This window comes from Tomitella fengzijianii (assembly GCF_007559025.1).
GTDB classification, from domain to species: Bacteria; Actinomycetota; Actinomycetes; order Mycobacteriales; family Mycobacteriaceae; genus Tomitella; species Tomitella fengzijianii.
Genome location: NZ_CP041765.1, coordinates 3,715,790 through 3,738,141 on the forward strand (window position 1 = coordinate 3,715,790; position 22,352 = coordinate 3,738,141).

The following is a 22,352-nucleotide window of genomic DNA, read 5'->3' on the forward strand; positions in this document are numbered from 1 at the left end:
CCTTCGGCCGCCGACCCGGCCACCGTCACCGGGGCGCGGGAGCGATCTGCACCCCGCTCATCCCTCGATCAGTTGTTGGATCGACCGACCGTAGTACCGGACGATGTCGGCATCGGACGCGTCGGTGAGCCCCGGATCCTCCACCACGTGCATCGCGGTCATCAGCCCCGTCAGCTGCGCGGCCATCAGCCGGGCGCGCAGGTCCGCGTCCGCGCCGGACAGCCTGCCCGCCACCAGTCCCACGAACATCTCCTCCACCGATTCGGCCAGGTGGGCGCGCACTGTCGGCCTGTCGGAGGCGCGCAGCAATGCGGCGAAGACACCCGCCGAGTAGGACCGCGTCGCGTCCGGCCCGTTCACGACGAGGCCCCGCGTCCTGTCCAGGACGAAGGCGACGGCCCGTTCCCCCAGCCCGTCCAGTGGTCCCCCCATCAGATCGGCGAAGTCCACCGACATCGTCATGGTGCGCAGGAACAGCTTCTCCTTGGAGCCGAAGTAGCGGATGACCAGCGCGGGATCCACCCCCGCCTCGCCGGCGATCTCCCGTACGCCGGTGGCCGTGAAGCCCTTCTCGCTGAACAACCGCGCCGCCGCCTGCTGCACCGCGTTGCGATGACGCTCGGGGCCCACCGTCGGCGACCCGTCACCCTTCGCGGCCGCGCCTGCGTCGCCGCTGCCTGCCGGGCTCATGCCCACCTCCGTGTCCTCGCGTGAACGTCGCGTCCGTCCCCAGTCAACCCCGGGCACGACGACAATGCACCCGCGCCTCGTCAACATTGTTGAATTAGCGTACAGGTCCCGATTCCGCCACCGTCGACTAGTTTCGTGGCCATGACATCACGCCCCCCTGGACCGGAAGACGGAGGACAGCAGGTGGTGCACCGCGAGGTGATCGTGGTGGGCGGCGGATTCGCGGGACTCGCGCTCGCCGAGCGTCTGGGCCGCGAGGACGTCGAGGTCCTGCTGATCGACCGCAACAACTATCACCAGTTCAAGCCGCTCAACTACCAGGTGGCCACGTCGCAGCTCGGCATCTCCGAGGTGGGCTACCCCCTGCGCGGGATCTTCCGCAGGCACAGTTCCGTGAAGGTGGCGGTGGACGAGGTGGTCGCCGTCGACCCCGGCGAGCGGTCGGTCACCCTCTCCGACGGCACCGTGTGCACCGCCCGCATCCTCGTGTTGGGCGTGGGCGTGGACGCGAACTTCTTCGGGGTCCCGGGCGCCGAGGAGCACAGCTACCCCATGTACACCCTCGAGGACGCGGAGCGGCTCAGCCGGCGGCTGATCGGCGAGCTCGATCGTGTCGATTCGCCCCTGGGGGTCACCGATGCGGTCGACGTCGTGATCGTGGGCGGCGGCCCGACGGGCGTCGAGCTGGCCGGTGCCATCGCCGAGAACCTCCGCGTGGTGATCGGGCCGCGCTACGACGGCGGGATCACCGGCAAGGTGACGGTGCACCTCGTCGACCACGGCGACGCGCTGCTCAAGCCCTTCTCGGGTGCGTCCCACTCCTACGCGCGGCGCGAGCTGGAGCAGCTGGGCGTGCAGCTGCACTTCGGTACCTCAGTGACCCACGTGTCGGCGGACGGTGTGGAGCTCGGCGACGGCGGCCGCATCGACGCGGGCACCGTGGTGTGGGCGGGCGGGCAGCGCTCGCCGCGCCTGATCGCCGATTCGGCACTGCCCCTGGGCCATGGCGGGCGGATCAACGTCAACGACGACCTGACGGTGGCCGGGCACGACGGCGTCTACGCGCTGGGCGACATCGCGCTGATCCCCGACACCCACGGCGGCAATGGCGGCAAGCCCGCGTCGCTGCCGCAGCTGGGCTCGGTGGCGCAGCAGTCGGGGCAGCATGCCGCGCGCAACATTCTCGCGGACCTCGCGGGCCGCGACCGCACCGGATTCCGGTACCGCGACAAGGGGATCATGGCGATGATCGGCCGCGGGGCGGCGGTCGCGGAGATCGGGCGCAGCCGTCGGCAGATCCAGGGGCACGTCGCGTTCCTGGCGTGGCTGGGCGTGCACGTGATGCTGCTGCCCAGCGCGTGGCAGCGGGTCGCGGCGGTGACCTCGTGGGTCACCGACTACGGCACGTCGCTGCGGCCCCGGCGCATCAATCTGGGCTGACGGCAGCGCAATAATCACTCCCGGCCCGCGGCGCTCTGTCCCGGGCCTGCGCCACTCAATCCAGGGCAGCCCGTTCGGCGTTCGCCGTCACGCGGCGCAGCAGGTCCAGCAGGACGGCGCGCTCTTCGTCGTCGAGCCCCGCCAGGAGGCGCCGGTCGCGTTCGACGCGCGCGGGGAAGACCTTCCGGACCAGTTCCCGGCCCGGGACGGTGATCCGCAGAAGCACCACCCGTTTGTCCTGATCCCACGTGTCGCGCTCCACGAGTCCCTTGCGCACCAGCGCGTCGACGTACTTGGTGGTGGCGGCGGGACTGACCATCGTGGTGGTCGTGACCTCGCCGGGCCGCAGCGGATGGTCGCTGCGCACCAGCGCGCCGAGCACCTCGTACTCCCCGCGCGAGACCTCCGTGTGCGCCAGCTCGTGCTCGAGCGCGCGGAGGCTCAGCGTGCTGATGCGCGCGATGCGGACGATCACCTCGACGGGAGCGAGGCCGACGTCCGGGAACGCGGAATCCCATTCGTCGACGATCCTGTCGACCAGGTCGCCGTCGGGTTGCATACGGACAGGTTAACGCATCGCAGCTCCAGTTACTTTACTTGTGTTTTACTTGTGAACTATCATGATCGGCGATGCGCACTCCGACCCCCGCTCCCGGCCTCTCCGCCCCCGACCCCACCGCACTCCGCAGCCACGTGCACCGCGCGCGCACTGCGGCCCGGCATTCCCGCGACCGGTCGACGTGGCGCCGCGCGTTCACCCTCAACCCCGCGTCCCCGAGCCTCGTCCCGGCGCTGCGGGTGGGCGTCGCCACCGCGCTCGTCCTCGTCGTCGGCGGCGCACTGGGGCACACGGAGCTGGCCGCCCTGGCCGGCCTGGGTGCCATCACCGCGGCTTTCGCCCGCGGAGAGCCGTACCGGCGGCGCGCGGGCAAGACGGCCGTGGCCGGGTCGACGATCATCGGGTCGATCCTGCTCGGCTCGGCCCTCACCGGCACACCCATGCTCCTGCAGATCGCGGTGCTGTCGGTTGCCGGCGGCGCGGGAGCCTGGCTGCTCGCGTCCTTGCGCATCATCGGGCCGGGCGCCGTCGTGATCGTGTTCGCGGGGTCGGCGGCCGCGATGACCGGCGACCTGCCCCGGGCCGCGCTGGCGACGGCGCTCGGCGTCGCGGTCGGCTGGTTGTGCGCGATGGCGCCGGTGACCCGGGCTCCCGAGCACGGCACCGACGAGGAACGCCGGTGGATCCGATCCGGCCTGACGCGGCTGGCCTCGGCCGAGTTCCTCGGCGCCGGGGCGCGGATCACCGTCGCCGCCCTCGTCGCCGGCCTGGTGGCCTTGGGGGTGGGCCTCGAGCATCCTCTGTGGGCATCGATGGGCGCCACTGCGGCGCTGCAGTCCATCACCTTCGCCAGCACGGTGCAGCGCTCGATCCAGCGGCTCGTCGGCAACGTCACCGGCGCAGCGGTGGCGCTGGCCTTCATCGCGGCGGGATTGGGGTTCTGGCCGACCGCCGCCGCCATCGTCGCCCTGCAGGTCCTCACCGAGCTGACGATCGCCCGCAACTACGCGGTGGCCACCACCGCGATCACCCCGATGGCGCTGCTCATGATGGGACTCAGCGGCGGGCTGACCACTTCGATGGCGCTCAGCCGCGTCGCCGACACGGCGATCGGCGTGATCGTGGGCGTGGTGATCGCGGCCATGACCATCCACCCCGACGACACGCAGCATCTCGCTCGCGCGTAGAGGTGCGCCGCCGTCGGCAGGCCCCATCCGGACGTCCGAAGGTGATACACATCACGATTCCACAACGATTCAGTTCACCCGCGAAGTTCCGTCGCCGACCCTGGTGGACCTTGTGAAACACTCCGAATCCGGATGCATGGGAACGGCCACCCCGGCATTCGCATGATTGGCCACGGCAGGTTCGCATACGTAACGTCGGCCACCCGACGGTGACCGCGGCCCCCGCACCGGCATGAAGGAGACAGGACCGCCGGTGAACGGCCCAGACCCCTGGGCGCGGCACCCGCAACGCCGATCGAGATCGCGCCGCACGCCCGCGCGGACGACATCGACGGAGGAGGACCTATGCGCACAGACGCAGGGCTGCCCGACGACGCCGACGGGACGGGCGCACAAGGCCCACGGCCGGGCGGCGCGTCCGGAGGCTCCGAGACAGTCCCGGACGGCGGGGTCGTGGCCACGGACGAGGTCACCGGCACGCCCGATCCCGAGACCCCGGAGGGGCGGCGCCTGCTGCGCCGGGTGATCGCGGCGTCCGCGATCGGCAATGCCACCGAGTGGTACGACTACGGCGTCTTCGCCGCCACGGCCACCTACATCGGCGACGCGTTCTTCCCCGGCGAGCTCTCGACCCTGTCGACGATGCTCACCTTCGCGATCTCCTTCGTGCTCCGCCCGATCGGCGGCATGATCTGGGGGCCCATCGGCGACCGGATCGGCCGCAAGGCCGTGCTGGCGACGACGATCCTGCTGATGTCGGCGGCGACGTTCCTGATCGCGTTCATCCCGTCGCACGCCAGCATCGGCGTGGCGGCCCCGATCCTGCTCGTGCTCCTGCGCGTGATCCAGGGCTTCTCCACCGGCGGCGAGTACGGCGGCGCCGCGACCTTCATGGCGGAGTACTCGCCCGACAAGCATCGCGGCAAGTACGGCAGCTTCCTGGAGTTCGGCACCCTCGCCGGCTTCGTCATGGGCGCCGCAGTCGTGCTGATCTGCCAGACCGCGATGACCGAGGCCGCGATGGGCGACTGGGGCTGGCGCATCCCGTTCCTCATCGCCGCGCCGCTGGGCCTGGTGGGCTGGTATCTGCGGTCGAAGATGTCGGACACGCCCGTGTTCACCGAGGCCGAGAGCAGCGAGTCCACCGAGATGGAGGGCTCCGCCTGGCAGCGGATGGTCGACCTGGTGCGCGACTACCGTGGGCCGATCTTCACCATGTTCGGCATGGTGATCGCGCTCAACGTGGTGCAGTACACGCTGCTCACCTATCAGCCGACCTACCTCGAGAACAAGATCGGCATGAGCGAGGACTCGACCACCCTGCTGATCCTCATCGGCGAGCTCGTCATGATGGCGGTGATCCCGTTCATCGGCCGGTGGTCGGACTCGACGGGTCGAAAACCCATGTGGCGGGCGTCGCTGATCAGCCTGTTCATCCTGGCGATACCCATGTATTGGCTCATGGGGCAGGGCTTCGGCTGGGCGCTGCTGGGGTTCGCCGTGCTGGGGCTGCTGTATCTGCCGCAGCTGGCGACGATCTCCGCGACGTTCCCGGCCATGTTCCCCACCCACGTGCGCTACGCCGGCTTCGCGCTGAGCTACAACGTGGCGACGGCGGCCTTCGGCGGCACCGCCCCGTTCATCAACGACGCGGCCATCAGCGGCACCGGATGGGACCTGTTCCCGGCGCTGTACATGATGATCGCGTGCGTGATCGGCATGGTGGCCGTGCATTTCCTACGCGAGACCGCCGGCTGTTCGATCCGCGGCACCGGGATCCCCGGTGCGGCGCCGGAGCCCGTGGCCGCCCGCTGACGGCCCCGCCCCGACCGGAGGAGCCCGGCACGTCCACTGGGACGTGCCGGGTTCTTCCGTCTGCGCGCACTTCCTCGCCGACCCCCCGTCGCCGTGTCGGGACTCACACGCGAATTGTTAGTTGTATTGCGCAACCAGTTGTATGGTTGACGAAAGCAACTAATACCGCCGGGCGCGTCCTCGCTGCCCGGCGCTTGGACCTCTTACACGTTCTTTCGAGGGATGCACCTGGATGAGTACCGCCGAAACCACACGAAACGCCCCGCCCGACCCCCCTTCCGCAGGCACCGCACCGATGAGCCACCGCGCTGTGCTGCTGGCTCTGTCCGGACTGCTCATGGCGATGTTCGTCGCCATGCTCTCGTCCACCGTCGTGTCCACGGCCCTGCCGCGGATCGTCGCCGACCTCGGCGGCAGCGAAGCCGGCTACACCTGGGTCGTCACCGCGTCGCTGCTGACGATGACCGCGACCACGCCCATCTGGGGCAAGTTCGCCGACCTGTTCAGCAAGAAGGCCCTCACGCAGTTGGCGCTGCTGATCTACCTGGCCGGCTCGATCGTCGCCGGCCTGGCGGACGGGATCGGCGTCCTCATCGTCGCCCGCCTCATCCAGGGCATCGGCATGGGCGGCCTGTCCGCGCTGGTGCAGATCGTGATCGCGAGCATGATCACGGCGCGTGACCGCGGCAAGTACTTCGGTTACCTCGGCGCCGTCTTCGCGGTGGCCACGGTGAGCGGACCGCTGCTGGGCGGGTTGCTCGTGGACGCGACGGCGCTCGGCGACGCGCTTCCCGGCTACATGTCCGGCGACGCCTGGCGCTGGTGCTTCTACGTGGGCGTGCCGTTCGCCGTCATCGCGTTCGCAGTGCTGCAGAAGACACTGCACCTGCCCACCGTCAAGCGCGACGTGTCCATCGACTACGTGGGCGCCACACTCATCACGGCCGGCGTGTCCGTGCTGCTCGTCTGGGTTTCGCTGGGCGGCTCGCAGTTCGAGTGGGGCTCGGCGCTGAGCATCGGCATGCTCGTCGGCGGCCTCGCGCTGCTGGCGCTGTTCGTGTGGGCGGAGACCCGTGTCCGCGAACCGATCATCCCCCTGCACCTGTTCAAGGACCGCACCACCAGCCTCGCCGTGTTCGCGTCGGTGATGGTGGGCGTGGCGATGTTCGCCGGAACGGTCTTCCTGGTGCAGTACTTCCAGCTCTCCCGCGGCATGAGCCCCACCAAGGCCGGCCTGATGACCCTGTTCCTCGTGGGCGGCGTCCTGGTGTCGTCGGTGGTGTCCGGCCGTCTCATCGCCGCCAAGGGCAAGTGGAAGCGCTTCCTCATCTTCGGCTCGGTCGTACTGATGGCGGGCACGATCCTGCTGAGCACGATCAACTCCACCATGCCGGTCGTCGTCGTGGGCATCTACATGACGGTCCTCGGCATCGGCGTCGGCTGCCTCAACCAGAACCTGGTGCTGGCGGTCCAGAACAACGCGGCGCAGAAGGACATCGGGTCGGCCAGTTCGCTGGCATCGTTCATGCGCACCATGGGCGGGGCCATCGGCGTCTCCGCGCTGGGGACCGCGCTCGGGCACAAAGTCGCGGCCTCGATCTCCGGCGCCGCCCACTCCGACCCCGAGGTCGGCAAGGCCATGATGAGCGTCGACACCCACCAGATCCCCGACGTCACCACGCTCGGTGATGTGCTGCGTCCCGTGTACGAGCATGCCTACGGGTCGGGCGTCGCCCAGGTGTTCCTGTTCTCGGTCCCGTTCGCCATCCTGGCGTTCGTCGCCGTGCTGTTCATCAAGGAGGTGCCGCTGCGCGAGACCATCGAGCGCGAGGACGAGCTCGCCGACCTGGAGGCGGAGTCCGGCGATGCCCCCGGCGACGGTGACGACGGGCCGGACGCTGACCCTGCTGCAACGCCGGGAGCCTCCGGTCCCGCGGACACCCCCTCCGGCGTAAAGGTAAGCTGACGTGCGATGACGGCCACTGATGCGGGGATCTCACCTGCCGATGCACTCGAGTTCAGCGCGGTGCGCGGCATCGAGTACGAGTTGCGCACACTGGTGCGGCGGATCCGCCTGAGCAAGGCCGAGGTGGCCCGCAAGATCCACGAGGAGATGCCGCCGTCCACGTACACCGTGTTCGTCGTCGTCGCGGAGCACCAGCCCACGCGGGCGGGCGAGATCGCCGAGGTGCTGGACATGGACAAGAGCGTGATCAGCCGGCACCTCGCCGCGCTGACGGAGCTGGGCCTGATCCGCCGCGACTGCGATCCGGACGACCGCCGCTCGCACACCGTCTCGCTGACGGAACTCGGCGTCGGGAAGGTGCGCGAGGCGATAGCCATGCGCTGGGAGGACATCTCCGCGCGGCTCGAGGGCTGGACCCGTCAGGACCTCGACGCGTTCGTCGCGCAGTTGCAGCGGTTCAACGCGGCCATCGAATGAGCCGCGGCCATAGGGTGGGGGAATGAGCAGTCCCCGTCCCGCGTCTCCGCTCGTCGGAGCGCGTGTGCTCCGAGACCTGGTCGCGTCGGCCACGCCGCCGGTGCTGCTGGACGTGCGCTGGGCCCTGTCGACGGGGTCCGACCGTGCCGCGTTCGACGACGGGCACATCCCGGGCGCCCGGTTCATCGACCTGGACGCGGAGCTCGCCGGACCGCCCGGGCCCGGCGGGCGCCACCCGCTCCCGTCGGCCGGGGCGTTCGGGGAGTCGATGCGCGCGGCCGGTGTCGGCCGCGGATCGACCGTCGTCGCCTACGACGCGGGCCCGGCCACGGCCGCCGCGCGCGTGTGGTGGCTGCTCCGGCACTTCGGGCATGAGGACGTTCTGGTGCTCGACGGCGGCCTGGCGGGGTGGCGTGCGCAGGGGTATCCCGCCGAGTCATCCGGCGACGGAACCGAGAGCGGCCTCCCCGCGCCACGCGGCGACTTCCGTTGCGGGCCCGCACCGTCCGCGGGACCGGGCTCGGCGCTCGAGGCGGAGGACGTCCCGGCCTTCACGGCACGCGGCCTGCTGATCGACGCGCGGGCGGCGGAACGGTTCCGCGGCGACGCCGAGCCCGTCGACCCCGTCGCCGGGCACATCCCCGGCGCCGTGAACCGGCCGACCACCGACAACGTGCGCGACGACGGGACGTTCCTGCCGGCGGAGGAGCTGCGGCGGCAGTTCGGCGCACTGTTCGACGGAATCGGCAGCGGGCCGGACGAGCTGGCCGCCTACTGCGGCTCGGGCATCACTGCCGCACACGAGGTGCTGGCGCTGCAGATCGCGGGGATCCCGGCACGCCTCTACCCCGGTTCGTGGTCGCACTGGATCACCGATCCCGCGCGGCCCGTCGCCACCGGCGACCGCTGAGCGCCCGGCGCACCCGCCGGCCTCCCGCGCGGTGCCGACTCGATCACGCCGGCGGCGACGCACACCCCCGGTAGGTATCGTGGCGGTCGACGTGACCATGAATGCCGGCGGGAGGATCCGGGTGCAGCAGGATCGATCGGCAGGGCGGCGCGGCGCGATGCACCCGGGGCGCGGACTGCTCGCGCTCATCGCCGCCGCGCTCATGGTCCTGGCCGCCCCGGCGGGCGTCGCCGCCGCGCAGTGCCTCGGCGCGCCGATGACACACGCGCAGGGCCACTCGGGTACTTCGATCCCCGTGGATGCCTCCGGGACGGCGAATGCGATCGATCACGGCGCGCATGAGCCCTGCGGCGCGGTGCACGAGTGCTGCACCCACCAGTGCATCGCGCCGGGGACGACGGCGCCCGCCGCGCTTCCGCTCGGAACGCCGGTCCCCGCGGCGCCCCTCACCCCCTACGCCCAGCTGCACGGTGGCCCCGCCGCCGTCGGCGACTCGGGCCCGGCGATACGGCCGGTGCCGCCATGGGCGCATCCCACATTGGAACTCCTGGCGATCCTGCGCGTGTGATGGGCGCGCCCCGCCCCGGACACACCCCGGGCGGCCCCCTATCGACTCTCGCGTGCGGCGCCGCATTCGGCGCCGCCCACCATCGTGATCCAGGAGGATACCCATGCGTACCACCACCTTCCGCCGTTCCCTGCAGTCGAAGCCGGTCCTCGCCGTCTCGGCGGTCGCCGTGTCCGCGCTGGTGCTCGCCGGCTGCGGCTCGGGCGACGCGGACTCCGACGCCGCCGCCACGCCCACCGCGAGCGTCGGTGCCACCGCCGCCGAGGGCGACGGAAACGAGGGCACCGACGCCGCGCAGGCGCAATTCAACGACGACGACGTCGCCTTCGTCGAAGGCATGTACCCGCACCACGCCCAGGCCATCGAGATGACCGACATGGTCGACGGCCGCACCGACAACGCCGACCTGATCGCGCTCGCGCAGCAGATCGACGCCGCCCAGGGCCCGGAGATGGACACGATGACCACGATGTTCGAGCAGTGGGGCCTGCCCGCCCCCACCGCGGACGGCGGCCACGACATGGGCGACATGGGCGGCGGGCACGACATGGGTGACGGGGCCGACTCGAGCGACTCGGCCGACAACGGCCAGGACCAGGGCGGCCACGAGATGACCGGCATGATGACGGACGAGCAGATGGACCAGCTCATGGCCGCCTCCGGCCCGGAGTTCGACCGCATGTGGCTGGAGATGATGATCCAGCACCACGAGGGCGCCGTCGAGATGTCGCAGGAGGTGCTCGGCTCCGGGACCAACCCGCAGGTGCAGAAGATGGCGCAGGCGATCATCGACGGCCAGGAGGCCGAGATCGGGCAGATGCAGGAGATGCTGCAGAGCGGCTCCTGATGCCGTGCGCCGTGGCCTCCCCCTCCGCCGGGGGCGGCCACGGCGCTACGCCGCGACGGAAGTCCGGAACTGCAACACGTGGTACGGCGCGCCTTCCGCCGTGTTCCACTGCGACACCAGCAGATGCAGGTCGTCGAGCGTCGAGTCCGGGTGGATGAAACCCCCGTAGATCTGCGCAAAGGTGCCGTCGCCGGCGCCCCATTCGCCGCCCGCCACCTGGACGACCGGCTCCGACCACGGGCCCGTCGGATCCGGGGCGGTGCGCGTGGTGATCGCGTACGCGGCCGGGTCGAACCCGGCCAGCACCCAGGTGCCGTCGATGCGGCGCAGGCTCAGCTCGCCGACCGGCCCGGGCAGCACGGGGACCACGGGCGCGGACCGCACCGACATCCATACGCCGCTGGGCATCTCGTCGCGCTCCGGCACCCACGCCTCGTATGCCCAGGGCTCCTCGATCCGGTGCTCGGGCACGCGGCGCAGGATCACCCCGCCCGGGTTGGCGCGGTCGAACGCCGACGACATGATGTACACGTACCCGTCGGCGCGGTCCATCGTCCACATCTGGTCCAGGGCGCCGCCGGTGTTGTCCCAGCGCGCGTCGGTGCGTTGCCAGGTCACGCCCAGGTCGTCGGAGCGCGCCAGGTAGGTGAAGTTGGTGGGCGCGGCGGCGGAGTTCCACGAGTGCACGCTCACCACGGACAGGTACACGCGCCGGTCGACGGTGATGGCGTCGCACGGGATCACCGTGAACTCGCTGCCCGGGGTCTCCGGGTCCGGCCGCTCGGACGGTTCGTGGGCGTTGGGCAGGATCTCCCGCGCGTAGCGGCCGCCGCATGCGCCGTCGAAGACGATGCCGTCCTCCAGCGCGCCCCCGTCCAGCGCCCCCGCGGCCGAGCGCAGCATCACCGGGCTGCGCCAGCCGGGCCCGCCCGCGGCCGACGACTCGAAGGTGTCGCCGAAGAAGTACGCGACCGCGCCCGAAGACAGCTGCGCTGGAATGCCCAGGTCGGTGCCGGCCACGCCCCACCTGTCGGTGCGCAGGCGGCCGGTCAGTGTGGCCACGTACCGCGCGCGGCCGGGCGGTGGGGTCATCGCGCATCACCTCCCGGCGCCGCCGACGGGTGCCGACGTCCTGTTCCGACCCCGAGGCTACTGGCCGCCGGCACCAGGAGTCGGCACCCGCGGCCTGGGCGCGCCGCGGATCGCCTGTGCCCGCGCCTGAGCCCGCCGAGCAAGCAATTTCTGCCGGTTTGGCGGCGCAGACGTGCACTGGATGCTTGCTCGGCGGGCTGCTCGGTGAGGTGCACGGCGGGGGCTACTGCGCCTGCACGGCTCTTGACGCGGCCGCAGCGCAGGCGCACAATTCACCACATGATGAGTTCATCGCTCGGTGAATTACCGGACCCGGCGATCGACGTCCGCGGGCTCACGGTGCGGCGCGGCGGCAATCCGGTGCTGCACGGCGTCTCACTCGCCGTCCGCGCGGGGGCGATCACCGGGCTGCTCGGCCCGTCGGGGTGCGGCAAGACCACCTTGCTGCGCAGCATCGTCGGGACGCAGATCGTGCAGTCGGGGACGGTGTCCGTGCTCGGCAGCCCGGCCGGGGCGCGCCGGCTGCGCTCGCGCGTCGGCTACGTCACCCAGGCCCCGAGCATCTACGGCGACCTCACCGTGCGCCGCAACGTCGCCTACTTCGCTGCCCTCGCCGGGGCAGCACGCTCGGCGGTGGCGGAGGCCCTCGACGCGGTCGGCATGGGCGAGTATGCGGGCCGGCGCGCCGACGCGCTGTCCGGCGGGCAGCGCACCCGCGTCTCACTCGCCTGCGCGCTGGTGGCCGACCCGGACGTGCTCATCCTCGACGAGCCGACGGTGGGCCTGGACCCGGTGCTGCGCGCCGAGCTGTGGGAACGGTTCCGCCGCCTCGCCGACGACGGCCGCACCCTCGTCGTGTCGAGCCACGTGATGGACGAGGCCGACCACTGCGACGAGCTCGTCCTCCTGCGCGACGGGCACATGCTCGCGCAGCTCACCCCGGCCGCGCTGCGCCGCACCACCGGGGAGGACCGGCTCGAGGACGCGTTCCTGGCTCTCGTACGGAGCGGCCCGGGCGGGCGGCACATGGCGGAGGAGGCGGCGGGATGAGTGCACGCGCATACGGGGCCACGAGCGTGCGGGTGCTGGGGCAGCTCGGGGCGGACAGGCGCACCGTCGCCATGATCGTCGCCGTCCCGTCGCTGCTGCTGACGCTGCTGTACTTCGTCTACCAAAACCAGCCCGGCCCGCCGGGGATGCCGTCGGTGTTCGACAGGGTCGGTGTGAGCATGCTCGGCATCCTGCCGTTCGTCGCGATGTTCCTTGTCACCGCCATCGCCATGCAGCGCGAGCGCACGTCCGGCACCCTCGAGCGCCTCATGACCACGCCGCTGACCAAGCTCGACCTGCTCGGCGGCTACGGCACCGCGTTCTCGCTGGCCGCGATGGTGCAGGCGGTGGTCGCGTGCGTCGTCTGCTTCTGGCTGCTGGGCCTCGACGTGGCGGGCGGCGTGGCGCTGGTGGTGCTCATCGCCGTGGTGGTCGCGGTCCTCGGCGTGGCGCTGGGCCTGCTGTGCAGCGCGTTCGCCCGCACCGAGTTCCAGGCGGTGCAGTTCATGCCGCTCATCGTCGGCCCGCAGCTGTTCCTGTGCGGGCTGCTGGCGCCCCGCGAAACCCTGCCCGGCTGGCTGGAGGCGATCAGCAATGTGCTGCCGCTGAGCTACGCGGTGAGCGCGATGAAGCAGGTGGCGGCGCACCCGTCCCCCACCGGCGCGATGTGGCGGGATCTCGCGGTGGTCGCCGGTTTCGCCGTGGTGTCGCTGTGCCTGGCGGCCGCGACGATGCGGCGGCGGACCACGTGAGCGGCGGGCGCAGGCCGGGCAAGTCCGGTACCCGCGAGCAGATCCTCGCCGCGGCGCGGACGCGGTTCGCGGAGTCCGGGTTCGACGGGGTGAGCGTCCGCGCCATCGCCGCCGACGCCGCCGTGGACCCGGCCCTGGTCCACCACTACTTCGGCACCAAACGGAACCTCTTCGCCGCCGCTCTGGCCCTGCCCGTCGACCCGGAGACGGTGCTCGCGCAGGTCCGGGCGGTGCCCGTCGACGAGATCGCCCGCGCCGTCCTGCGTGCCGTGGTGGGGCTGTGGGATTCTCCGCAGGGGGCGGCGGTGATCGGCGCGTTCCGCACCGTGCTCGGCGGCGGGGATCCGCAGCTGATCCGCTCGTTCATCCTCGAGGTGGCGCTCAAGGAGGTGCGCGCTCGCGTCGACACCCCGCCCGGGTCCGCCGAGGTGCGCGTGAGCCTCGCGGCCTCGCACATGATCGGGATCCTCGTGGCCCGCCGGATCCTCGAGATCGAACCGCTCGCCTCGATGCCCCTCGACGAGCTGGTGGAGCGGTGCGCACCGCAGATCCAGCACTACCTCACCGGGCCGATTGAAGTGTGAGAGGCGGGGCGCAGTGCGGAACGCGCCGAGCCGACTCCCGCCCCGCCGAGCAAGCGGATGCTGCCGTTCCGGCGGCGCACACGTGCACTGGATGCTTGGTCGGCGGCATCCGCACCGGCCACGACGCACACCCCCTGCACCACCAGCTCCAGCGCTGCGGCAAACGCGGAGTCGGGAGGCGGTGAGCATTCGACTGTCCGGGGTGCCAGCCGATCCCATCTCACCGGGCCGGGCGCGTTCATCCTCGACGCGCTGACCGGTACCGCCATGGCGACGGGGGCCGGTGCTGCGTGATCAGAACCTGACTGCCGACGACATGCTCCTGTTCACCCGGCTGCAGATGACCGTATTCGGTGAAGCAGTCCCCGCCTCATCGGTGCGGCCCTGGCTACAACCGATCACTGCTGATCCTGCGGTATCGATTCGATTACGCGGGCGAGGTCGTCATCGCTCAAGGGCGTGTCGACCAGCAGTGCCCACTGCCAGCGTTCGTCGTCCCACCGGTGCACCGGATGGGTGCGGAAACCGTCCTTCCATGAATCCGGAAGCTCGGAGCCACATGGCCACCGCAGCAGCACGGCCAGGCTATTCACGTCGAGCACCGCCCGGAAAGCGCCGGTATCCGGGTCGCCTTCGTTCGCGTAGTAGTGCACGCCCCGGGGCCACCAGCGAGGTACCGGGAGCTGCTGCTCGCGGGCCCAGTTCTGTCCGGCGCGGCGATGTTCGTGTGCGTCGCGTGTGGCCGTGGAAACCGCACCATGCCAGGCGAATACGTCGGGCGGTAGCGCGGCATCTAGGTCGATGGCGACGATCTCGCGCACGTGCCGCTTTTCCGGGACGGCGATGCGCAGCGGTAGGCCGCTTTGGTCGTCTGCTGCGACTCGCAACGGGTACGGCTTGTCCGCATACCTGCCAGGGCTGGCTGCGAGCTGGAATTCGGTCGCCTGGCGGCCGGCGACTGTGACGGGAGTGCCTGAGTTGAGTGGCCGCGGGAAATCTTCCGCCCACCCGAACATGCGACCCGCACCGAACGCATTACCGAGCACAGTGCGTGGATGCTGCGATCGCCGTGGCCCGAGGTGGCCGGTCAACGAAACGTGCTCGATGCCGTTGTCGGTGCGCAGTAGCACACGGTCACCGTCGTCGAGGTACCACAGGCCGTACTCGTCCTCGATACGCCACCGGTCGGGTGCTTCGTGCCAGAACTCGATTTCATAGGTGTTCGTAGCATCGCCCGCGGGCGACTCGCAGCGCATGCGGCCGTGGATCGTGGTGACCGCAGCCGTCTTCATACGGCCGAACGCCTCGGCCCAAGCCTGCTCGGGTGACATCGAGATCACGATATCCGATCACGATCACAAACGGCGTCAACCTGGCCCGTGACCGGTATTCATACGCAAACGCAATTGCTCGAGTTCGAATCGTGGCCACGACGGCTTTTTCACCGCCACCCGGACGCCACTATGGCCTGTCGCGAACAGTGAAGACCGTGACCGGCGTGGCGGCCGGTGACAGGTGAGGCTTCCGGAGTATCGCAGGCGGTGTCAAAGCAACAACGACACCGCCGGAGGCCTCATGTCCACGGTAAAAACTGCCGCCCGTCACGATCTGACCGACGCGCAGTGAAAGGTACTCGAACCGCTCCTACCTGCACCGCCTCGCTTGGGCCGGCTGCGTGTGTGGCCTGTGCGCCAACTGGTCGACGGGGTACGACAACCTTGCCCAGTATGGGGCCGACATTGGCGTTGCCGGCGAAAGGCTCAGCATCGCGAAACCGTTCCTCGTCGTGGCATTCGGAACAGAGCAGGGCTGGTCCGGACTCCGCTGAGCGTGCCGTGCCACCCTGGGACCATGCCTGCCGCAGCTACACCCCCCACCCGCCACTCTCCGCGTTGTAGCGCCGGGTGGGGTGTCATTGCGGCGAGCATCATCGCCGTATTCGTCTTTGTCCCCGCAACATTCAGAATCCAGAACGCCCTGAACGTGCCACCAATCAACCCCACCCCCGGAAGCACTGCGCCGATCTCCGCGTCGTACTGGTGGACGTGGGCCCTCTGCTTCGCGCTGCTGCTCACGCCGGCACTGGTGATGGCCGTGTTCCGCAGGTCCAGGCGTGCCGCCGCCGGCTACGCGGTCACCGCGACGGTGCTCGGCGGACTGCTCGCCGCGGCGTTCATCAGCGTCGATCTGGGCGGCTTCGCCCCCTCCTAGCCGGCGGACTACCGCTCTGGCTGCCGGTTACCCGCCACGTCGACTACCGGCGGTAGCGGTCCACCACTGCGGTCAGCGGCTCCCCCTGCCGACACACATAATCGTGCGCGATCGCGCTGACGTCGAGTTCGGTGTGCCCGATGCGCACCACGGGATGCCCGTTCGGCCACACGATCCACCGCGCCCCATCCACGGCCGTAACCAGTACTGCGCCCAGCAGGAGTGCGGCCTCGTTTTCGACCATGGGCCCGAGTTCCGGATCGGCCAGCGCTTCCGGCAAACGACGCTCCACCGCGGCGAGCGCCGCACGCGCGTCCCCGCACGGCTCCCCGCGGTCGGCCAACCACTGCCGCAGCCCGTCCGGAGCCAGCACCCCAGCCGGGCCCACCTCCATATCGACGTCGATCGCGACACCCGGCCCTTACACAGCCATCCCACGCGCCACGCCGAAGCAGGGCCCGACCCTCGCGAGCCGCTGCAAGGACCGCGGCAGCCACGCGGCGACAGGGTCCGGCAGCATCCTGTCCCACCACTGCATCACCGCACCCTACGGCGACCATCTCCCCACCCCTTCGGCGTGCGCGTGTGTTTCACTCGCCCCATGCGGTGGGCGCACTGGCGGCGGGTGGAATCGGTGATGGAGACGTGGGGCCCGTTCGTGCTGCTGCCGGTGCTCGGCGTCCTCGTCGGCCCCGACTACGTCCGCGAGATCATCGACGACCCGACGCCCTGGCACTGGTTCGTCTTCCTCGTGTGGGTCTTCGTCATCACCACCCTGGTGTGGACGTGCGCGAGCCGGATCCGCCACCGCGGCCGCACACCGCGGCCGCACGCCGTCGCTCCGGGAGACGTGCCGGCCGCCGACGTCACCGCCGCGGTCGCCGCCCATCCCGATCGGATAGCGGCGATCCGAGCGCTCCGCGAACAGCACCGCGGACTCGGCCTCGCCGACGCGGCCGCCCTCATCGACGGCGCCGCCCGGCAATGGCCGCCCCAGTGCCGTCATGCCCAGTGTCGTCATGCCCGGCGCCGCGCAACGCAGCACCTCCCCCGCCGGATCCCCGGTCCGCTCTGCCGCGCCGAGCAAGCGGATTCCGCACTTCCGGCGGCGCATACGTGCACTGGATGCTTGGTCGGCGGCATCCGCGCCGGCCCGATCCCCGCCGTCCCGCCGTGGGTGTCGGCCCCGTGCGGCAGGATGTATACCACGGTGCAGGAGCAAGGGGAGGCGGTTGCTGATGAGTCGGCGCAGCAAGTCGGGCCAGGGCGAGAGTCGGGGCGTTCGGGCGTCAGGGAAGACACTGCTCGCCAGGGCTGTTGCGGCGGCGGGCGCGCTGGCGGTGGCCGCGGCCGGTACGGCGGCACTGGGTGTCCCGGCGGCCGCCGCGCCGCCGTCCTCGCTCGACGGCACCACGCAGGTGGTGGACTGCGCGCGCGAGCTCGTCAAGGAGCCCGCGGACATCATCATCTTCTGCGGCGACGCGAACGGCGGCTTCACCGACATCACCTGGTACCTGTGGACGGACCAATTGGCCGTGGGCACCGCCAACAAGTATTGGAACGACTGCGACCCCGCCTGCTATCAGGGCACCTTCCACGAGGAGCCGGTGTGGATCGCCCTGCACGATGTGGCCGCCACCGACGACGGCCCGGCGTTCCGCACGCTCACGTCCGTCGACGACTCCGGTCCGCATGACGTGCCGCTGCCCGGGTTCCCCGTCTCCGGACCCATCGAATTCCCGTAGCAGCGTGCCGGCGGCGGGCCACGTGATCCACCGCCCACCGCGCGGCACCACCCGCCCCGCGCCACGGGCGCCCTGACACCCTGAGCGGATGACCGGCACTTCGCACGACGACGCGGCGCCCCGCGACGAGGCACCCGCGCAGCAGAACGCGCGGATCGGCGCGGGCACCTGGCGTGAGCTCTTCGGCCCCGCATACCGCGCGTCGGCCGTGGTCCTCGCGGGCGGGGTCGCCGCCTACGCCACCAACATCTACCTCACCACCAGCCTGCTCCCCAACGCCGTCGAGGACATCGGCGGCGAGCAGTACTACGCGTGGGCGATGACGGTGTTCCTGCTGGCGTCGGTGATCACGTCGATGTTCGTCGGCGTCTCGCTGCGCAACAGCGGTCCGCGCCGCAGCTACCTGATCGGGTTCGCCGTGTTCGCCGTCGGGTCGCTGGTGTGCGCGGCGGCGCCGACGATGGCGGTGATGCTCGCGGGCCGCGCGGTGCAGGGCCTCGGCGGCGGCCTGCTCACCGGCCTGGCGTTCGCGGTGCTGCGGTCGGCGCTGCCGGAACGCCTGTGGCCGCGGGCCGTCGCGCTCATCTCGGCCATGTGGGGTGTCGGCAACATCCTCGGCCCCGTCCTGGGCGGGCTGTTCGCACAGTTGGGCGCGTGGCGCGGGGCGTTCATTCTGCTCACGGTCTTCGTCGCGGTGCTGTGCGTGATGTCGCAGCGGGCGCTCCCCCGCCGCCGCCCCGACGAGGGCGGCGAGCGCGCCGGGGTGCCCATCGTCAGCCTGGTCGTGCTCACCGGTGCCACCGCGGCGGTCTCCATCGCGAGCATCGCCTCGTCCACCGCCGTCATCGTGACGCTCGCCGCGGTGGGTGTCGCAGCGCTGGCGGTGTTCGTCGCAGCCGAGCGGCGCACGCGCGTCACGGTGCTGCCGCGGTTCGCCTATTCGCTGCGCTCGCCGCTGCCGTGGGTGTACCTGGGGATCGTGGCGCTGGCCATCGGGTCGACCACCGAGACGTTCGTGCCGCTGTTCGGCCAGCACCTGGGCGGCATGGAACCGTTCGTCGCGGGCATGCTCGGCGCGGCGATCTCCTGGGGCTGGTCCATCGCGTCGATCCTGTCCACCTACGCCACCGCCGAGCGCTCCACCACGGCCATCAAGATCGCCGGCCCGCTGGTGCTCGCGGCCGGGCTCCTGGGCTACGGGCTGCTGCAGGCCGACGACCCGTCCGCGCTGACGGTGACCGGCTGGTTCGTCACGCTCGCCATCGCGGGGGCGGGAATCGGGATGGCGTTCGCCCACTTCATCACCGCCGCCATTTCCAGCACCGACGACGAGGCCGACGCCGCGAAGGCCTCCGCGGGAGTGAACACGGTGCAGCTGATCTCGAACACGTTCGGGTCGGCGCTGGCCGGGCTGCTGGTCGCGGTCGGCGGGCCGTCGCTGGTGGGGTCGGCGCGGCTGCTCAACTTCGGGTTCGCCGGGGTCGCCGCGGTGGGCGTGCTGTTCGCGGTGGCGGCGGCCCGGCGGGGGCGGAGCGCGGCACGCTCGGCAGACGCGTGATCGCGCCCGTAGCAGAATCTACAATGTTCTAGCGTTGACTATAGATATAGGAATATTCGTCTGACTTCGCGCGCTTCTTCCGGCGCGGGCCGCTACCGTCGCTGTCATGGGTGAGATGAAGCGGCGCATGCTCTCCGGCGAGTCCTACCGCGACGACGACGGCGAACTGCTCGCCGAGCGCCTGGCCTGCCGCCGCGCTCTCGACGAGTTCAACGGCGCGCCCGCCGACGACGAGGAGCGCCGCATCGAGATCCTGCGGTCGCTGCTCGGGTCGCTGGGCGAGCGGACGCGCATCATGCCGCGGCTGACGTGCGACTACGGCGCGCAGATCCACATCGGCGACGATTCCTTCCTCAACTACGACGCGATCCTGCTCGACTGCGCACACATCACCATCGGCAGCAACGTCTTCATCGGGCCCCGCGCCCAGCTACTCACCGCGCTGCACCCGATGGAGGATCATGCGGCGCGGCGCGCGGGGTGGGAATCGGCCGCGCCCGTGACGATCGGCGACGGGGTGTGGCTGGGCGCGGGGGTGATCGTGTGTCCGGGGGTGCGCATTGGGCCGGATACGGTGATCGGAACGGGGAGCGTGGTCACCCGCGACCTGCCCGCGCGGGTCTTCGCCGCCGGCAACCCGTGCCGCGTCATCCGCTCGCTCGAGGGCGAGGCGCCGGCGTGAGGCGCCGGTGCCCTCGCACCGAGTTCGGTCGACAGCCAAAGACTTTAGAAGTACTTTGTAAGTATGCAGGTTGATGAGGTGCCATTCTCCGAGCTCCAGTTGCACGGCAAGGCCACGGTCGCACGCCTGCAGAGCACACGTGGCCAGTCGCTGCTGATCCGGCGCCGCGACGGCGACAACCTCGTACTGACCACCGCCGAACGGGCCGGTCGCGACCGCGAAGTCTCCTCGGTCGCCATGCGGGTACTCGCTACGCTTCTCTCACGCGACAGGAATGCGCAGGACTCGATCTCCGGCGCCATCACCGACGTCTTTCCGTGGGCCGTCTTCCTGCCCCCGGAGGACTTGCGCAGGTTCGTCGACGAGCTCGCCGAAACGCTGCGGGCCGCCGATGCTCTCGATAATCCGAATCCCCTGGCCCAATCGATCGCGGCCTGGCGCAACACCGCCGAGGCCCACGCCGATCCGGCGGTCGCCGCGCAGCTGAGCACTGACACCGGCGACGACCACGGCACCGTGCCTGCGCCCGCCGCGTGAGCCCGAAGCGCGGAGACCGCGTCGCCCCACCCGCGGACCCCGCCGGCGGTTGGGATCTGCGTTTCGCGACGGCGGAGGCTGCAAGGGGCTGGGAGGCTCTTTGCCGACAGGCACCGGGAAACACGCTCACCGCCTGGAACACCTTGCGCGACCGTGCCACTGCGCCGACACCGACACCTCGGCACCATCAGCTCAAGGGCTCACTCGCCACAGCTACTCATCGGGGAACCGTCATGGAGCAATGGCAGTACGAGGTCACCGGAGGCGGGCGGATCTGGTATCTCGTAGACATCGAACGCAGCACGCTGTGGGTGAAGGCAGCAACGACCGGGCACCCGAAATCCACCGAGTAGCAGCGTTCACCATCGGCCCACACCGGGGTGGGAGCAGCTCGCGCCACGCGCCTTATCCGGCTGCCCCTATTCGTATTACGATTATGCATATGGAGCGGAAGATCCGGGGGCAGGAAGTATCGGACCGCCAGATTGACGAGCGGGTTGCCGAGGCCGAGGCCGGCTACAACCCTCAGTGGCTGAAGAAACGCATGGGCCGCCCCTCACGGTCCGAGCACGCGGCCAAGGTGGTTCCCGTGCGCTTGACCGACGCTGAACTCGAGGCAGTCATGGCCCGGGCCGAACGCGAGCACCTCAACCGCTCCGATGCGATTCGGCAGGCACTGGCCCAGTGGGCCGCCGCGTCGTGATCATCCGGCGATCAGCACGCAAGCACGACATCACCGATGGGTGCCATCCCTCGACATCGTTCTCTACCCTTTTCTAGCCTCGCGCACAGATTACCCTAGCGAGCCATGACGTCGACCTAACCGGCGCCGACCTGCGCGCCGCGACGCTCCACGGGGCGGACCTCGACAGGGCGCTGTTTCTCACCGCATCGCAGGTCGGCGCCACCCTGGACGACGAGCACACGCTCCTGCCGCCGGACATCGACCGCCCGTCCCACTGGGGCCGATGAGCCTCCATCGCTCTCTATATCGCAATCTAACGCATATGATAGATAGCGGAATAGTCGCCGATCGTGCCGGCCGGCGCGCGGCGGGTGTTCAATGGCGGAGGTGGACTCCCCGTGGCGCATCGACCCTGTGACACTCACCGGCAGCCTGGTGGAACTGGTGCCGCTGGCGCCCGAACACCACGACGGCCTGGTCGACGCCGCCCGCGACGGCGAGATGTGGGACCGCTGGTACACCTCGGTGCCGGAACCGGACGGCATGCGCGCCGAGGTCGACCGCCGCCTGAGCCTGGCCGAGCGCGGCGAGATGGTGCCGTTCACCGCCGTGCGCAGGTCCGACGGGGCGGCGCTCGGCATGACCACCTACTACGCGCTCGACCCCGTCGTGCCGCGCCTGGAGATCGGTTACACCTGGAACCGGCAGTCCGCGCACGGCGCCGGCACCAACGCGGAGTCCAAGCTGCTGCTGCTCACCCACGCGTTCGACGTGCTCGGCTGCCAGTGCGTGGGGTTCCGCACCCAGTGGCAGAACCGTCAGTCGCAGGAGGCGATCGAGCGGCTCGGCGCCCGGCGCGACGGGGTGCTGCGCGCGTACGGCCGGCACCGCAACGGCGTGCTCAAAGACGTGGTCATGTACTCGGTGCTGGCGCACGAGTGGCCCGAGGTGCGCGCGGGACTGGAGCACCGGCTGCGGCACCGGCGCTGACGGACGG

General features: G+C 70.6%; 24 protein-coding genes. 19 read left to right on the top strand and 5 right to left on the bottom strand.

Features of this window, described 5'->3' with window-relative positions; all coding sequences use genetic code 11:
* Window positions 1–57 precede the first annotated feature (57 nt).
* Window positions 58–690 carry a TetR/AcrR family transcriptional regulator gene (locus tag FO059_RS16865; protein ID WP_143910098.1) on the bottom strand — a complete coding sequence of 211 codons (633 nt, stop codon included), beginning with the start codon at window positions 688–690 and terminating at the stop codon, window positions 58–60.
* 141 nt (window positions 691–831) lie between these two features.
* Here FO059_RS16865 and FO059_RS16870 point away from each other — a divergent pair, with 141 nt between their 5' ends.
* Complete coding sequence (locus FO059_RS16870; protein ID WP_143910099.1) at window positions 832–2,130, top strand: NAD(P)/FAD-dependent oxidoreductase; 1,299 nt, start codon at window positions 832–834, stop codon at window positions 2,128–2,130.
* Window positions 2,131–2,185: 55 nt separating this feature from the next.
* Here FO059_RS16870 and FO059_RS16875 read toward each other — a convergent pair whose 3' ends face one another.
* Window positions 2,186–2,689 (bottom strand): MarR family winged helix-turn-helix transcriptional regulator, encoded by a 504-nt coding sequence (locus tag FO059_RS16875; RefSeq protein WP_143910100.1) that lies wholly within the window; start codon window positions 2,687–2,689, stop codon window positions 2,186–2,188.
* Window positions 2,690–2,760: 71 nt separating this feature from the next.
* On the opposite strand from FO059_RS16875, the gene FO059_RS16880 reads away from it, so the two are divergent.
* From FO059_RS16880 to FO059_RS16910, 7 genes are all read left to right on the top strand, one after another.
* On the top strand, window positions 2,761–3,876 hold the full coding sequence (locus FO059_RS16880; RefSeq protein ID WP_143910101.1) for an FUSC family protein: 1,116 nt from the start codon (window positions 2,761–2,763) through the stop codon (window positions 3,874–3,876).
* A gap of 345 nt (window positions 3,877–4,221) precedes the next feature.
* Window positions 4,222–5,691 carry an MFS transporter gene (locus FO059_RS16885; RefSeq protein ID WP_143910102.1) on the top strand — a complete coding sequence of 490 codons (1,470 nt, stop codon included), beginning with the start codon at window positions 4,222–4,224 and terminating at the stop codon, window positions 5,689–5,691.
* A gap of 295 nt (window positions 5,692–5,986) precedes the next feature.
* Entirely contained in the window at window positions 5,987–7,657 is a 1,671-nt protein-coding gene (locus tag FO059_RS16890) for an MFS transporter (RefSeq protein ID WP_199256971.1), read from the top strand.
* A 6-nt stretch (window positions 7,658–7,663) separates the two neighbouring features.
* On the top strand, window positions 7,664–8,134 hold the full coding sequence (locus FO059_RS16895) for a MarR family winged helix-turn-helix transcriptional regulator (RefSeq protein WP_143910104.1): 471 nt from the start codon (window positions 7,664–7,666) through the stop codon (window positions 8,132–8,134).
* A gap of 22 nt (window positions 8,135–8,156) precedes the next feature.
* Window positions 8,157–9,044, top strand: a complete 888-nt coding sequence (locus FO059_RS16900) for a sulfurtransferase (RefSeq protein WP_143910105.1) — start codon at window positions 8,157–8,159, stop codon at window positions 9,042–9,044.
* Between the two features lie 91 nt (window positions 9,045–9,135).
* Window positions 9,136–9,612 carry a hypothetical protein gene (locus FO059_RS16905; protein ID WP_143910106.1) on the top strand — a complete coding sequence of 159 codons (477 nt, stop codon included), beginning with the start codon at window positions 9,136–9,138 and terminating at the stop codon, window positions 9,610–9,612.
* 103 nt (window positions 9,613–9,715) lie between these two features.
* The gene (locus FO059_RS16910) at window positions 9,716–10,459 is read left to right on the top strand and encodes a DUF305 domain-containing protein (protein WP_143910107.1); all 744 of its coding nucleotides are present in this window, start codon (window positions 9,716–9,718) and stop codon (window positions 10,457–10,459) included.
* A 45-nt stretch (window positions 10,460–10,504) separates the two neighbouring features.
* Here the strand turns inward: FO059_RS16910 and FO059_RS16915 are convergent, their stop codons facing one another.
* A complete protein-coding gene (locus tag FO059_RS16915; RefSeq protein ID WP_143910108.1) occupies window positions 10,505–11,551 on the bottom strand; it encodes a DUF4185 domain-containing protein in 1,047 nt (348 codons plus the stop codon).
* A 279-nt stretch (window positions 11,552–11,830) separates the two neighbouring features.
* On the opposite strand from FO059_RS16915, the gene FO059_RS16920 reads away from it, so the two are divergent.
* Genes FO059_RS16920 through FO059_RS16930 form a run of 3 tightly spaced genes read left to right on the top strand, consistent with a single transcriptional unit; the run spans window position 11,831 to window position 13,937 of the window.
* Window positions 11,831–12,601, top strand: a complete 771-nt coding sequence (locus FO059_RS16920; protein ID WP_233266677.1) for an ABC transporter ATP-binding protein — start codon at window positions 11,831–11,833, stop codon at window positions 12,599–12,601.
* Window positions 12,598–13,353, top strand: a complete 756-nt coding sequence (locus FO059_RS16925) for an ABC transporter permease (protein WP_143910109.1) — start codon at window positions 12,598–12,600, stop codon at window positions 13,351–13,353. The genes FO059_RS16920 and FO059_RS16925 overlap by 4 nt, the downstream gene beginning before the upstream one ends.
* A complete protein-coding gene (locus FO059_RS16930) occupies window positions 13,314–13,937 on the top strand; it encodes a TetR/AcrR family transcriptional regulator (RefSeq protein WP_143910110.1) in 624 nt (207 codons plus the stop codon). The genes FO059_RS16925 and FO059_RS16930 overlap by 40 nt, the downstream gene beginning before the upstream one ends.
* Before the next feature lie 398 nt (window positions 13,938–14,335).
* On the opposite strand, the gene FO059_RS16935 is transcribed toward FO059_RS16930, so the two are convergent.
* A complete protein-coding gene (locus FO059_RS16935) occupies window positions 14,336–15,268 on the bottom strand; it encodes a hypothetical protein (RefSeq protein WP_143910111.1) in 933 nt (310 codons plus the stop codon).
* A 652-nt stretch (window positions 15,269–15,920) separates the two neighbouring features.
* On the opposite strand from FO059_RS16935, the gene FO059_RS16940 reads away from it, so the two are divergent.
* Window positions 15,921–16,148, top strand: coding sequence for a hypothetical protein (locus FO059_RS16940; protein WP_143910112.1), 228 nt, complete (start codon window positions 15,921–15,923; stop codon window positions 16,146–16,148).
* Between the two features lie 43 nt (window positions 16,149–16,191).
* Here the strand turns inward: FO059_RS16940 and FO059_RS16945 are convergent, their stop codons facing one another.
* Window positions 16,192–16,542 (bottom strand): DUF6278 family protein, encoded by a 351-nt coding sequence (locus FO059_RS16945; protein ID WP_143910113.1) that lies wholly within the window; start codon window positions 16,540–16,542, stop codon window positions 16,192–16,194.
* A gap of 844 nt (window positions 16,543–17,386) precedes the next feature.
* Between FO059_RS16945 and FO059_RS16950 the strand changes: the two genes are divergently transcribed.
* From FO059_RS16950 to FO059_RS16985, 7 genes are all read left to right on the top strand, one after another.
* Window positions 17,387–17,893: a hypothetical protein gene (locus tag FO059_RS16950; RefSeq protein WP_143910114.1), complete on the top strand. Its 507-nt coding sequence runs from the start codon at window positions 17,387–17,389 to the stop codon at window positions 17,891–17,893.
* Between the two features lie 88 nt (window positions 17,894–17,981).
* Window positions 17,982–19,451: an MFS transporter gene (locus tag FO059_RS16955; RefSeq protein WP_143910115.1), complete on the top strand. Its 1,470-nt coding sequence runs from the start codon at window positions 17,982–17,984 to the stop codon at window positions 19,449–19,451.
* Between the two features lie 106 nt (window positions 19,452–19,557).
* The gene (locus FO059_RS16960) at window positions 19,558–20,133 is read left to right on the top strand and encodes a sugar O-acetyltransferase (protein ID WP_143910116.1); all 576 of its coding nucleotides are present in this window, start codon (window positions 19,558–19,560) and stop codon (window positions 20,131–20,133) included.
* Between the two features lie 63 nt (window positions 20,134–20,196).
* On the top strand, window positions 20,197–20,670 hold the full coding sequence (locus FO059_RS16965; RefSeq protein WP_143910117.1) for a hypothetical protein: 474 nt from the start codon (window positions 20,197–20,199) through the stop codon (window positions 20,668–20,670).
* Window positions 20,671–21,112: 442 nt separating this feature from the next.
* Window positions 21,113–21,373 (top strand): ribbon-helix-helix protein, CopG family, encoded by a 261-nt coding sequence (locus tag FO059_RS16975; RefSeq protein ID WP_143910119.1) that lies wholly within the window; start codon window positions 21,113–21,115, stop codon window positions 21,371–21,373.
* Window positions 21,374–21,462: 89 nt separating this feature from the next.
* Window positions 21,463–21,642, top strand: a complete 180-nt coding sequence (locus FO059_RS16980) for a pentapeptide repeat-containing protein (protein WP_143910863.1) — start codon at window positions 21,463–21,465, stop codon at window positions 21,640–21,642.
* A 91-nt stretch (window positions 21,643–21,733) separates the two neighbouring features.
* On the top strand, window positions 21,734–22,345 hold the full coding sequence (locus tag FO059_RS16985) for a GNAT family N-acetyltransferase (RefSeq protein WP_143910120.1): 612 nt from the start codon (window positions 21,734–21,736) through the stop codon (window positions 22,343–22,345).
* The last annotated feature ends 7 nt before the right edge of the window (window positions 22,346–22,352 follow it).